Consider the following 14,652-nt stretch of genomic DNA (forward strand, 5'->3'; position numbering starts at 1 on the left):
TCGCAGATGCTAGTATCACAGAAGGTGGCAACTTGAGTTTCGCTGTTACTTTGAGCAACCCTTCGGCTACAGACATCACGGTTACTTTAGGATTTACCAACGGAACTACAACTAACGGAGATTACACCACCACTCCAGTAACGGTAACGTTCTTAGCGGGAGCTACTACAGCTACTGCAACGGTACCTACAAGGCAAGATGCTATTGACGAATTAAATGAAACATTCACTGTAGCGATTACTAGCACTACAGGAACAGTTGGAGCTACAACCGATACGGCTATAGGAACAATTGAAGATAATGATAATGCGCCAGTGGTAACTATCGCAGATGCGAGTATCACAGAAGGTGGCAACTTGAGTTTCGCTGTTACTTTGAGTAACCCTTCGGCTACAGACATCACGGTTACTTTAGGATTTACCAACGGAACTACAACTAACGGAGATTACACCACGACACCAGTAGTAGTAACGTTCTTAGCGGGAGCTACTACAGCTACTGCAACGGTACCTACAACGCAAGATGCTATTGACGAATTAGATGAAACATTCACTGTAGCGATTACTAGCACTACAGGAACAGTTGGAGCAACAACCGATACGGCTATAGGAACAATTGAAGATAATGATAATGCGCCAGTGGTAACTATCGCAGATGCGAGTATCACAGAAGGTGGCAACTTGAGTTTCGCTGTTACTTTGAGCAACCCTTCGGCTACAGACATCACGGTTACTTTAGGATTTACCAACGGAACTACAACTAACGGAGATTACACAACCACTCCAGTAACGGTAACGTTCTTAGCGGGAGCTACTACAGCTACTGCAACGGTACCTACAACGCAAGATGCTATTGACGAATTAGATGAAACATTCACTGTAGCGATTACCAGTACTACAGGAACAGTTGGAGCTACAACCGATACGGCTATAGGAACAATTGAAGATAATGACAATGCGCCAGTGGTAACCGGAATCACAGCTTCAAGCGCGACAGAAGGAGCAGCAGTAGTGTTTGACTTTGCATTGAGCAACCCAAGTGCAGTAGCTACGACATATACGTTCACGTTAACCAATGGAACAGCGGGTACTTCAGATTACACCACAACGGATGTAACAGTAACCGTACCAGCAGGGGCAACCACCGGAACAGTAAGTGTACCAACGACCCAAGATACTATTGACGAAGCAGATGAAACGTTCACGATCAACAATGGAGCAGTAAGTGCTACAGGAACGATAGTGGACAATGACAATGCACCAACAGTAACCGGAATCACACCAGCAAGCGCGACAGAAGGATCAAATGTGTCATTCAACTTTACGTTGAGCAACCCAAGTGCAGTAGCTACGACCTATACTTTCACGTTGACCAATGGAACAGCGGGTGATTTAGATTACACGACAACGGATGTAACGGTAACCGTACCAGCAGGTGCAACCACAGGAACAGTAAGTGTACCAACAACTCAAGATACTATTGACGAAGCAGATGAGACTTTCACCATCAACAATGGAGCAGTAAGTGCTACAGGAACGATAGTGGACAATGACAATGCACCGACAGTAACCGGAATCACAGCATCAAGCGCGACAGAAGGAGCAGCAGTAGTGTTTGACTTTGCATTGAGCAACCCAAGTGCAGTAGATACGACGTATACCTTCACGTTCACCAATGGAACAGCAGGTGCTTCAGATTACACCACAACAACTGTCACAGTGATTGTACCAGCAGGGGCAACCACAGGAACAGTAAGTGTACCAACGACTCAAGATACAATTGACGAGTTGGATGAGACCTTCACAATCAACAATGGTGCAGTAAGTGCTACAGGAACGATAGTGGATAATGATGATTCTCCAAATTTAAGCGTATTAAAAGCGGGAGTATTTAATGATGAAAATGGGGATGGGTTTGCTCAGGTAGGTGAGACTATAAGTTATACTTTTATAATCACTAACACTGGAAACACTGTTCTAAATAATGTAACTATCAGTGATTCTTTACCAGGTTTGGTAATTACAGGAAGTGCTGTTGCATCCTTAGGTTTAACAGAAGTTAATAGTGGTGCTTATTCAGCAGTTTACACAATAACACAATTGGATATTAATTTTGGAAAAGTTACTAACCAGGCTATAGTTACCGGATTGACTCCTCAATTAGTTTTAGTAGAAACTAACTCCAATACTGTAATTACCATATTAGAGGATGAACCAATTGTTGAACCAGCCTGTTCTATAAAAATATTCAATGCTGTATCACCAAATGGTGATGGTAATAATGACATATTAAGAATTGATGGAATAGAATGTTATCCTGAGAATACAGTAGAAATATATAATCGTTGGGGTGTTTTGGTATTTGAAAGAAACGGTTACAATAATGAAGATAAGGCGTTTATTGGTATATCTGAAGGTAGAGTAACGGTTAATAAAAAGGAGGCGTTACCTGTAGGAACTTACTATTATATCTTCAAGTATAAAGATCAAGATAATAAGCAACAGGAAAAAGCCGGTTATTTATATATAAATATATAAATGGAAAGAAATAAACTGTAAAAATCCTTAAGAATTAAAAAAAAATATAGAGATGAGAATAAAGATAGTAAGTTTTGTTTTTCTGTTAGTTTTTCTATCGGGATACGGACAACAAGATGCTCAGTTTACCCAGTACATGTATAATACAATTAACATAAATCCTGGTTATGCTGGTTCTAGGGGGTCATTGAGTGCTTTTGCACTCCATCGAACACAATGGGTAGGATTAGATGGTGCACCCATAACCAATACTGCTTCGATGAATACTCCCATCAATAATAGTAATATAGGATTAGGTGTGTCAATAATAAATGACAAAATTGGACCATCTGACGAAAATAATCTCGCCATTGATTTTTCTTACAGCATAAATACATCAGATAATTATAAACTATCTTTCGGAATAAAAGCATCGGCAAATTTGTTGAATGTAGATTTTAATAGATTGAGTCAATATGATCAGAATGATTACGCTTTTCAGACTAATATTGATAATAAATTTTCTCCTAATATTGGGGTTGGTTTTTATTTGCATTCGGATAAATCCTATGTTGGTTTATCGGCTCCATATTTACTGGAGACTAAGCATTTTGATCGATACGCTGCTACAGGTGCAAATAGTCATGTTGCCAAAGAAAATATTAATTTGTATTTAATAGCGGGGCATGTTTTTGATTTAAGTTACAATGTAAAATTCAAACCATCATTATTAACTAAGTATGTTCAGGGAGCTCCTTTGCAGGTAGACTTGTCAACAAATTTCATTTTTAATGATAAGTTTGTTGGGGGTGTAGCATACCGATGGAGCGCTGCAGTAAGTGCTATGGTAGGCTTTCAAGTAACTGATTCATGGTTTATAGGGTATGGCTATGACTTAGAAACCACGCGACTAGCCAATTACAATTCAGGTTCTCATGAAATCTTTTTGCGATATGAATTGTTCAATAACTACACCAAAATAATTTCTCCAAGATTCTTCTAAATAACGTAGAGCATTATGAAAATAAGAAAAATATTTTATAGTTACAGTACGGTATTGCTACTGTTGACATTGTCAGGATATAGCCAGAAAGCCAAAGTAGCATCAGCCGATAAAAAATATGAAAACTATTCGTATGTAGATGCCATTTCTACGTATGAGCATGTTGCCTCAAAAGGATACAAGGATGAGAAAATGTTTCAAAAATTGGGTAATGCTTATTATTTCACAGCTAATCTTGTCAAAGCAGAGAAATGGTACACTGAACTCTTTGCCATGAATAACGACCAGGAGACAGAGTATTATTACCGCTATTCCCAAACACTAAAAGCAGTAGGTAATTATTCCAAATCCGATACGATGTTGGAAGAGTTTAATAAGCGATCTGGCAATGATCAGAGAGGAAAACTGTATTTAGAGCAAAAAAATTATCTAGAGGACATAAAAGCGAATTCGGGTCGTTTTGAAGTAGCGGATGCAGGAATTAATTCAGAATATTCTGATTATGGAAGTTCTTTTTTGAAAGATAATTTGGTGTTTGCATCAGCAAGAGATACAGGTGGAGTTGCAAAGAAAGTGTTCAAATGGAATAATAAATCATTTACCAATTTGTATTTTTCGGAAATAAAGCCAGATGGAGAGATGGGAAAAGTAATTCGTTTTGATAAAAGTATTAACTCTAAATTCCATGAATCAACTCCGATATTTACACGAGACGAGAAAACAATGTATTTTACCAGAAACAATTATCTAGATGGAAAAAAGCAAAAAAGTTCGAATAGAATAGTTTTATTAAAATTATATAAGGCTACGTTCGAGGCTGGAAAGTGGCAAAATGTAATAGAATTGCCTTTCAATAGTAATGAATATAGTGTAGCGCATCCTGCCTTGAGTTTGGATGAGAAAATCTTATACTTTGCTTCTGACATGCCAGGAGCATTAGGACAATCCGATTTGTTTAGTGTGACGATAAACTCAGATGGTAGTTATGGAACGCCAAAAAATTTAGGGAAATCGATTAATACAGAAGGTAGAGAAACATTTCCTTTTATAGCCAAAGATAATGAATTGTACTTTGCAAGTGATGGACACCCGGGACTGGGAGGATTAGATATATTTGTTTCAAAAATAGGGGAATCGAATCTTTTAGGAGAAGTGCAAAACGTAGGTTCACCCATTAATGGGCCTCTAGATGATTTTGCTTTTTTAATCAATAGTAAAAATCGTAATGGTTTTTTTACATCGAACAGAGAAGGCGGCAATGGCTATGATGATATTTACAGATTTACAGAACTTCGAAAACTGACTTGCGAGCAAATGTTGTGGGGGAATATCACAGATAAGGAAACAGGAATGCAATTATCAGATGCAAAAGTAAGTTTGTTCGATGACGAATTTAAGTTAGTAAAAGAGAGTTTAAGCGATGAAACAGGGAGATATAATTTTGAAGCATTGTGTGGTAAAACATATTATGTAAGAGCAGACAAAATGGCGTATGAAACTACAGAAGCAAAGGTTATAGTACGAAATAGAACTGGTAAAACAGAGTTGTCATTACAATTAGAAAAACGTATTAAAGAAATAGGTGTTGGCACTGATTTAGCCAAAACGCTGAATATACCAATCATCTACTTTGATTTAGACAAGTCGGCTATTAGAAAAGATGCTGCATTTGAACTAGAGAAAATACTATCAGTTATGGAAGCAAATCCGAAGATGAAAATAGATGTACGTTCGCACACAGATAGCAGACAAACCAATAAATACAATGAAAAGTTATCGGATAGAAGAGCTAAAGCAACTGTTGAATGGTTGATTAAAAATGGAGTATCATCCGATAGATTAACTGGAAAAGGATACGGTGAAAGTCAACTGGTAAATAAATGTGTTGATGGAGTGAAATGTACTGAAGATGAACACCAAGCGAACAGACGTAGTGAGTTTATTATTGTTACAATGGAATAATAAAATTAAGATTGATAATATCAAATTTTCTAAAGTACCCCTACAAAGTTAGATGCTATTTGGGGGTATTTTTTTAGATTATTAGTCAAGTATGATAATGTTATTTAGTTTTAATGAGTGAAATAACATTTCTAAAAATCATGTTTTACCCTTCGAATCTAAAAAGGTATAATTAGTCTAACAATTTCTAAATGGTTTGGATTTAATATGCAGTTTTAGACAATATATTATAAATTATAATCGCAAAGCTTCTTGTATCATTTTGTGAATAGCTTTAAAGCATTTCATTGATTTAAGTGGGTTTGTAGCATCCGATGTACGATGTTCACTCATTTACAAGATTTAGTTATCATCTTTAATTAAGTTAGTATTAATAATTTTTTTTTCAAGGTTCCCTAAAATCATTATATTTTATTTCAATTAAATGGAACTTCAATAATTACTATCAACGATCAAGGGTAAATTCATTAACCGAAACGAATTTGACTACCTTGTGGTTTAAAAAAAATATTTATAGCTGCTTTTATTCATACCATATCCTTTTGACTACTATCATTTTAGACACGAATAATCATAATAGCACCAGATATAAGTTTACCAACCAATGTAGATACAGTTTGATAATTATGTTTTTTGAAAGGAATAATTGATTCTAATATTTTATTATTTGTTTTAAGAATTATTTTTTAGGATACTTGAAGACCAGTATTTTTCTCAGTTCAAAATTGGTATTTGTTACTAACTTGATTATTTTTTATGTTTAGAATAATAAAGCAATCAATTTTCTTTCTTACCTATTTGCTTCCTTATCTCACAAATGGGTTTATTTCAGAAAAAGTTCTTTGGTGATGATATAAATTCCCATAACCAAAACAAACCAACCAAAAGCAGGTTTTAGTTTTGTACCATCAATCTTTTTGGATAAGGAAGTCCCAATGAAAATTCCAATAATTGCAAATGCCGAAATGGTGAATAGAAATTGCCAGTCAATAATACTTTCTCCACCTTCTCCAAAAAAGCCTATTAATGATTTGGCGGCAATAATGACAAGTGATGTTCCTACAGCTTCTTTCATTGGTAATTTGCTCAGAATAACTAAAGCAGGAATTATCAAAAATCCACCCCCGGCTCCTACAAGTCCGGTGATTATTCCAACAATTGAACCTTCAATAAGTATCAATGGATGATTAAATTTTTGTTCTCCAGCTTCGTCAACGGTATTTTTTTTGTCTTTTTTAATCATTGTATAAGATGCAATAACCATTATTACTGCAAAAAGTAACATTAAAAAAAGATCTTTCGTCAGTGTGAAACTTCCTGTAGAAAATATTTCTTTAGGTATTGCGGGAACAATATAAGCTCGTGTGGTAAATACGGCGATGATGGATGGAATACCAAAAACAATTGCTGTTTTGATATTTACCAACCCTTTTTTGAAATAGCCAACACTTCCCACTGCACTAGTTAAACCTACAATAAACAACGAATATGCCGTTGCAAGCACTGGTTCAACTGCAAATAAATAAACTAAGACTGGCACAGTAAGAATGGAACCACCTCCACCTATCAGTCCTAATGCTACGCCAATAAGGATTGACGCAAAATAACCTATATATTCCATAATTATAAATTTTATACTGCAAATATTGTCAGTTTAAATTTTAGCTACAGTAACATTTATCACATAGCTAATATTTTTTTAAATATCAATATGGCTTGAGTATAATTATATAATCTTTTTTACCCCATTTAATTCCTCGTGAGGTATGACATTATGAGACACTAATCTTAATTTTTAAGATTGTACTTATAAAAGTACGCTAAAATAAAAGTTTTTTTGTTATTTCAGAAATTAGTTTGTTTCCAATTCCGAGGTTGTCAGTTTAACAGTGAAAGATTTTTTGGCGTCGGAAATCAATATGGATCATTTTAATCAATCGATTTTATCCTATTTAGTGTTATTGGAAATAGAAATTAGATTATCTATAATGCAGCAATAGCAGTAGAATTGCTTGTTAACCTTTAATTTTGCGGATATTTTGGGATATAAAAATCTGTAAACAAATGATTATAGGTTTTTTGGTGGAGAGAATGGGATGACAATTGAAGAGCACATGATTGAAATAAAAGATGCGTTTGGGTATCAGAACAAAAAGGAATACGATTACCGTTTGGGGGAATCTTTTAAAACTATCGACCGCCAGGACAAAATACGATTTACGTTTTAGAGGTAAAACGTCGGTTCATAAACATAAAATCCTCTTTCTAAATAGCAATGGAAAACCTTTATGTGCTGTCTGATCATTGTTTTAGAGAGTCGACGGTAGCTTGACAAAATTTCTAGGACTTAAATATAAATATCTCAATTAAGTAATTTGAAGTTTTGGATTTGAAGAAATAATCGAGATACTAATTAAAACATAATTAAAGTATAAACATGAAAATAGTTGTCCTGTTTTAAAGAAGATTTTTTGAATTTACAGAACGCTTTGAAAGAATATTTACGAATACAATTGTTTCGGGCTTCCTATAAATCGCTATTTATTGTTCGCCATTTGTTTATATAACTCTAAAAATTCTATGTTTAAAAGTATCTAATGCGTTGAAATCTATTCATTTTTCACATAATTTTTTTTCATAAAGGTGTTGCAATCGTTTTCGCTTTCTTTTACATGTTAAACATAATTTAAATTGTTTTTTTCTTTCATTACTTTCATTACTTTTGGCCTCCAAATGAGAGTAACTGTATTTTTTCTATATTTGTTTTTCTATCTGCAAAGCGGAGGAAATTATATACATGCTGCTTCGCATGACAATGTTATTTACAACTCGCTAACTTCTAGTTTTTTAAAGTCAGATCTAGTAAAAATTGATAACACTAGTTCAGGCAGTGTTAAGTTTAATGCTGATGGATTTGATATAGAAGAGGAATTTTCCAACAGCGATTCTCTCAAAGACAAAAATTTAAATAAAAATTTCACCGAAAAATTTGGCGTTTTAAAAATTTGGTATCAGACATTTTCTTGTCAGTCTGTTATAAACCATTGTAATAAGAATTTTAAAATCTTCGCACCATTTTGTGGTCAGTCAAATCCTATTTATATTATTCAGCAGGTATTAAGAATTTGATTAATACTGAAATCAGCTACTAAATTTTTGAGGTTGCTTACTTTATGAAAGCTTTACGTTTTCATGTATGGTATTGCAGCTCCAATATTTTTTGTAAACTGATGACTTTTTATGTCTAAGGAATTCCCAATTCCATGTATTTAATCGCTTAATTTCCATTTTACATCATGAATAAAATACTCGTGTTCACGGGCTTGATTGCCTTGTTGTGTCTAACTAGTTGTACAACAAAAAAAGAAGAAAAAGAAGAAGAGACAAAATTTATTGTTACCAATCCTATAAAAATTGATACTTCGTTTACCAAACAATATGTTTCACAAATTCGTTCCGTTCGAAACATTGAAATCCGAGCTCAGGAAAAAGGATATTTACAAAACATCTATGTAGATGAAGGACAATATGTAAACGCAGGTCAGCTACTATTTAGAATTATGCCGGGAATGTATCAGGCAGAATTACTAAAGGCACAAGCAGAAGCCAAAGGCGCTGAGATTGAATTACAAAATGCCAAAACCCTTGCCGACAAAAATATAGTTTCCAGAAACGAACAGTCTTTGGCTCAAGCCAAATTGGAGCAGGCAAGAGCCGAAGTGGCTTTAGCTAAACTTCATTTATCTTTTACTGAAATCAGAGCGCCATTTGCCGGAACTATTGACCGAATTCCCTTGAAATTAGGAAGCTTGATTGATGAAGGGGAATTATTAACTAGTCTTTCTGATAATAGTCAAATGTTTGCCTATTTTAATGTTTCGGAACCTGAATATTTGGACTATCAAACCCATATAAAAGACAGAGCTAATACTAAAGTAAGTCTGCTTTTAGCAAATAACGAAGTCTTTAAATTCAAAGGGAATGTTGAAGTTATAGAAAGTGAATTTAATAATGAAACAGGAAATATTGCTTTTAGAGCACGATTTCCCAATACGGATAAATTATTAAAACATGGAGAAACAGGAGAAGTTCAAATGATTGTTGCGTTGAATAATGCTATTGTAATTCCACAGAAAGCAACTTATGAAATTCAAGATAAAAAATATGTTTTTGTGGTGAATAAAAACAATGCAATCGAGTCCAAAGAAATTACCATTACTGGTGAAATCCCTGATTTATATGTGATTGCCAGCGGTATTACTGTTAATGACAAAATTTTATTGGAAGGAGTTCAGAAAGTGAAAGAAGATGACAAAATTAAATACGAATATGTATCGCCAAAAGAGGTTATCACTCATTTACGATTAAAAGCAGAGTAAAAGTGTCCAGTATTCAGTGACAGTTTGCAACTCAAAATTTAAACTTCAATTTGGTTTAATCATTAAAAAATAAATAAATGTTTAATAAATTCATACAAAGACCAGTGTTGTCCATAGTGATATCGCTTGTAATTGTCTTTTTAGGGGTATTGTCGGTACTTAATTTACCGATTACCCAGTTTCCTTCCATTTCGCCACCAATGGTAAATATTACCGCTGATTATCCTGGATCTAATGGAGAATTGATGATTAAATCTGTTATCATTCCTCTAGAAAGAGCGTTAAATGGAGTTCCGGGAATGAAATATATGACTTCTGATGCTGGAAATGACGGTGAAGCCAGTATTCAAGTAGTTTTTAATTTAGGAACCGATCCGAATCAGGCTGCGATTAATGTTCAGAATCGTGTCGCTTCTGTTACCAATAAATTACCACCATTAGTGGTTCGTGAAGGAGTGAAAATTACCCGAGAAGTACCGAGTATGTTGATGTATGTCAATCTTTATAGTACGGACAAAAATACCGATATGAAGTTTTTATACAACTATGCTGATATCAATGTTTTGTCCGAATTGAAAAGGGTAAATGGGGTAGGTTCTGGAGATATTTTAGGAACACGTGAATATGCAATGCGTATCTGGCTAAAACCCGACCGTATGTTGGCGTATAAAATTTCTGCCGAAGAAGTAATGGAAGCTTTATCCAGTCAAAGTTTAGAAGCTTCGCCAGGAAAAACTGGAGAAAGTTCTGGTAAACGTTCACAAGCTTTTGAATATGTATTGAAATATTCGGGTCGTTTTACCACCAAGGAACAGTACGGAAATATTGTAGTACGATCCAATAGTAACGGAGAATTATTGCGTTTGAAAGATATTGCAAAAGTAGAATTTGGTAGTTCGATGTATGATATTTATTCGAATTTGAACGGAAAACCTTCTGCAGCCATCATACTGAAACAATCTTTTGGATCGAATGCCAATCAGGTTATAAAAGATTTAAAAACTAAACTAGAAAAAATTAAGACGAAATTTCCAAAAGGAATGGATTATGAAATCTCTTATGACGTTTCTAAATTCCTGGACGCTTCTATCGAAAAAGTAGTTCATACTTTGGTTGAAGCTTTTATCTTGGTTGGATTAGTGGTGTTTCTTTTCTTGGGAGATTGGCGTTCTACGGTTATTCCCGCTATTGCGGTGCCTGTTTCTTTGATTGGAACTTTTGCCTTTATGACTTTCTTTGATATTTCATTGAACTTAATTACGCTATTCGCCTTGGTTTTAGCCATTGGAGTCGTCGTCGATGATGCCATTGTAGTGATCGAAGCCGTTCACGCCAAGATGGAAGAAGAACATCTTTCGCCACTAAAAGCGACCAAAAAAGCAATGCACGAAATTGCGGGAGCTATTATAGCGATTACATTTCTGATGGCTGCGGTATTTATTCCAGTTGCATTTATGTCGGGTCCGGTTGGAGTTTTCTACAGACAATTTTCTATAACGATGGCAACTGCAATCATCCTTTCGGGAATTGTAGCGTTGACTTTGACACCAGCACTTTGTGCAATGATGTTAAAAAACAATCACGGAAAACCAAAAAAGAAAACGCCTATCAATCGATTTATTGATGGTTTCAATGATAAGTTCAATTTAGCTCAAGGCAAATACCAAAATGTATTGGGTAAAATTGTCAATAGAAGAACAGTTACGTTTATTGCACTTCTGGGATTCTGTGCTGGAACTTGGCTGATTAGTAGCACTGTTCCTTCTGGATTTATTCCAAATGAAGATCAGGGAATGTTCTATGCCATTATTCAAACACCTCCGGGATCTTCACTAGAAAGAACCAATAATATTGCCGAGAAATTACAGAAAATTGCTGAAACAATTGATGGTGTAAAATCGGTTTCGTCATTAGCAGGTTACGAAATTTTGACCGAAGGAACTGGAGCAAATGCTGGAACTTGTTTGATTAATCTTAAAGATTGGGATGATCGAAAAGAATCTGTACAGGAGATAATGATAGAGCTCGAAGAAAAATCGAAAGATATTCCCGGAGCTAACATAGAGTTTTTCCAACCACCAGCAGTTCCGGGGTATGGTGCAGCAGGAGGATTTGAACTTCGTTTGCTGGATAAAACAGGCACTAGTGATTTCAAAAAACTGGAAGAAGTCAATAAAGAGTTTGTGGAGGAATTGAACAAACGTCCAGAATTAACGAATGTTTTTAGTTTCTTCAGCGCCAGTTTTCCTCAATATATGATGAAAGTTGATAATGATATAGCACAGCAAAAAGGGGTTTCCATCGAAAATGCAATGAATACTTTGTCCACATTGGTGGGAAGTAACTACGAAATCAGTTTCATTAAATACGGAATCAACTATAAAGTAATCGTTCAGGCTGCTCCGGAATATCGTGCACAACCTGATGATATTTTGAAATTATACGTAAAGAACAATCGGGATGAAATGGTGCCTTTCTCCGCTTTTATGAAATTAGAAAAAGTATATGGACTTTCGGAAATCACCCGACATAATATGTACACTTCTACTGAAATTAGTGGTGGAGCTGCGTCAGGATATAGTTCCGGAACAGCTATTAAAGTGATTCAGGAAGTAGCAGCCAAGAAATTACCAAGAGGATACGATATTGATTGGGCAGGAATTTCTGCCGATGAAGTAGCACAAGGAAATCAAGCCATTTGGGTATTCCTGATTTGTTTGGGATTTGTGTATTTGGTTTTGGCAGCCCAATACGAAAGTTTTATACTGCCTTTATCCGTAATACTTTCTTTACCAGCGGGAATTTTTGGAGCTTTCCTTTTATTGAAAATAGCAGGATTAGAAAACAATATTTATGCCCAAGTGGCAATGGTAATGCTTATTGGTTTGTTAGGTAAAAATGCCGTTCTGATTGTCGAATTTGCCATTCAAAGGCATGCGGCTGGAAAATCAGTTTTTGAAGCTGCAATGGAAGGAGCAAAAGCCAGATTTCGTCCTATTTTGATGACTTCTTTTGCTTTTATCGCAGGTTTAATTCCATTAGTATTTGCCTCTGGACCGGGTAAAATTGGTAATAGAACTATTGGTACAGCGGCAGCAGGAGGAATGCTGATAGGAACTATATGCGGGGTATTTGTGATTCCCGGATTGTATTATGTTTTTGGCAAAATTGCTGAAAAATATAAACTGGTAAAAAATGAAAAAGAAAATCCATTAACCGAAGAATTTGATGATAATCATGTATAAAATAAAGAATTATAAATATATTGTCCCGCTAGGTATTTGTCTGGCGGTGGCAAGTTGTACGCCTGCTTTAGCACCGTTGGTTGAAACCAAAGCAGTTCCGGAATCTTTCGACAAGAGCACCGATACTACCAACATAGCTGCGACGCCTTGGCAAACCTATTTTAAAGATCCTAATTTGGTAAACCTGATTGAAATTGCTTTAAAAAACAATCAGGAATTACAGATTACTTTGCAGGAAATTGAAATTGCTAAAAACGATATCCGTGTGCGAAAAGGTGCTCTTTTGCCAAAAGTAGGTATTGGCGCAGGCGCAGGAATTGAAAAAGTGGGAAGATATACCAGCCAAGGCGCCGGAGATGCGTCAACTGAAATTCGACCCGGCTTAGAAATGCCAGATCCATTGGGCGATTTGAAAATAGCCGCTTATGCCAACTGGGAAGTAGATATTTGGAAAAAATTGCGCAATTCTAAAAAAGCAGCCGTAAGTCGATATTTATCAACGGTTGAAGGAAAGAATTTCGTAATCACTAATCTTATTGCTGAAGTTGCTGATTCGTATTATGAATTGCGGGCTTTGGATAGTCAATTAGATATTGTAAAACAGAATATTGCCTTGCAAAGCACCGCTTTGGAAATTGTGAAAATTCAGAAAGAAGCTGCTAGGACAACTGAGTTGGCTGTTCAGAAATTTCAGGCAGAGGTTATGGCTTCCAAAAGTATGGAGTTTGAGATTCTCCAGAATATAAAAGAAACTGAGAATAAAATTAATTTCTTGTTAGCGCAATACCCGCAGGAAATAAAGAGAGATAAAACGAATTTTATTAGCGTGTTGCCTACGGTAATTCATTCTGGGATTCCTGCTCAATTATTGGCGAACAGACCCGATATTAAACAAGCAGAAATGGAATTGGAGGCAGCAAAACTAGATGTAAAAGTAGCTCGTGCTGAGTTTTATCCTTCATTAGATATTAGTGCAAGGGTAGGCGTAAATGCTTTTAAACCATCGTACTTGTTTACATTACCAGAATCATTATTGTATTCATTAGCAGGAGATTTTGCAGCACCATTGATCAATCGAAATGCAATAAAAGCGGAGTATAAATCTGCGAATGCCAGACAAATTCAGGCGCTGTACAACTATGAGCGTACAATTCTTAACGCGTATCTCGAGGTTTCCAGTCAGCTTTCTAAAATTAATAATTTGGAAAAAAGTTACGAATTGAAAGCGCAACAAGTAGAGGCTTTGAGCCGCTCGATTACGGTAGCAGGGGATTTATTTAAGTCTGCCAGAGTGGATTATTTTGAAGTTTTGATGACCCAACGTGATGCTTTGGAATCCAAACTCGAACTTATAGATACCAAAAAAGCGCAACTTAACGCGGTGGTGCATGTTTACAGAGATTTAGGTGGCGGATGGAAATAAATTCGGGTTCCTAAAAAAGAGTACGTCAATAATTATTTTTAAACAGTAGTGAGCATAAGTTCACTACTGTTTTTTTTATTTTATAAGAACCCATTTCAATTTAGTTTTGATCCCGCTATCGTGG

The 14,652-nt window shown here is 35.4% G+C and carries 8 protein-coding genes; 7 read left to right on the forward strand and 1 reads right to left on the reverse strand.

Annotation, left to right across the window (positions count from 1 at the left end):
- The 3 genes from DR871_RS11880 to DR871_RS11890 all read left to right on the forward strand — a co-directional run.
- Nucleotides 1-2,537, forward strand: a 2,537-nt coding sequence (locus tag DR871_RS11880) for a gliding motility-associated C-terminal domain-containing protein (RefSeq protein ID WP_129752543.1), incomplete at its 5' end; no start/stop codon positions are given.
- Nucleotides 2,538-2,589: 52 nt separating this feature from the next.
- Nucleotides 2,590-3,519, forward strand: a complete 930-nt coding sequence (locus DR871_RS11885) for a PorP/SprF family type IX secretion system membrane protein (protein WP_113666689.1) — start codon at nucleotides 2,590-2,592, stop codon at nucleotides 3,517-3,519.
- Nucleotides 3,520-3,534: 15 nt separating this feature from the next.
- The gene (locus tag DR871_RS11890) at nucleotides 3,535-5,481 is read left to right on the forward strand and encodes an OmpA family protein (protein WP_113666688.1); all 1,947 of its coding nucleotides are present in this window, start codon (nucleotides 3,535-3,537) and stop codon (nucleotides 5,479-5,481) included.
- Nucleotides 5,482-6,304: 823 nt separating this feature from the next.
- Here DR871_RS11890 and DR871_RS11895 read toward each other — a convergent pair.
- On the reverse strand, nucleotides 6,305-7,102 hold the full coding sequence (locus DR871_RS11895) for a sulfite exporter TauE/SafE family protein (protein ID WP_113666687.1): 798 nt from the start codon (nucleotides 7,100-7,102) through the stop codon (nucleotides 6,305-6,307).
- Between the two features lie 1,112 nt (nucleotides 7,103-8,214).
- Here DR871_RS11895 and DR871_RS11900 point away from each other — a divergent pair.
- From DR871_RS11900 to DR871_RS11915, 4 genes are all read left to right on the forward strand, one after another.
- Nucleotides 8,215-8,610 carry a hypothetical protein gene (locus DR871_RS11900; RefSeq protein WP_113666686.1) on the forward strand — a complete coding sequence of 132 codons (396 nt, stop codon included), beginning with the start codon at nucleotides 8,215-8,217 and terminating at the stop codon, nucleotides 8,608-8,610.
- 167 nt (nucleotides 8,611-8,777) lie between these two features.
- Entirely contained in the window at nucleotides 8,778-9,860 is a 1,083-nt protein-coding gene (locus DR871_RS11905; protein WP_113666685.1) for an efflux RND transporter periplasmic adaptor subunit, read from the forward strand.
- Between the two features lie 77 nt (nucleotides 9,861-9,937).
- The gene (locus DR871_RS11910; protein ID WP_113666684.1) at nucleotides 9,938-13,105 is read left to right on the forward strand and encodes an efflux RND transporter permease subunit; all 3,168 of its coding nucleotides are present in this window, start codon (nucleotides 9,938-9,940) and stop codon (nucleotides 13,103-13,105) included.
- Nucleotides 13,098-14,528 (forward strand): TolC family protein, encoded by a 1,431-nt coding sequence (locus tag DR871_RS11915; protein ID WP_113666683.1) that lies wholly within the window; start codon nucleotides 13,098-13,100, stop codon nucleotides 14,526-14,528. Before DR871_RS11910 ends, DR871_RS11915 begins: the two co-directional genes overlap by 8 nt.
- Nucleotides 14,529-14,652: the final 124 nt, after the last annotated feature.

It is taken from the genome of Flavobacterium petrolei (genome assembly GCF_003314435.2).
Taxonomy (GTDB): Bacteria; Bacteroidota; Bacteroidia; order Flavobacteriales; family Flavobacteriaceae; genus Flavobacterium; species Flavobacterium petrolei.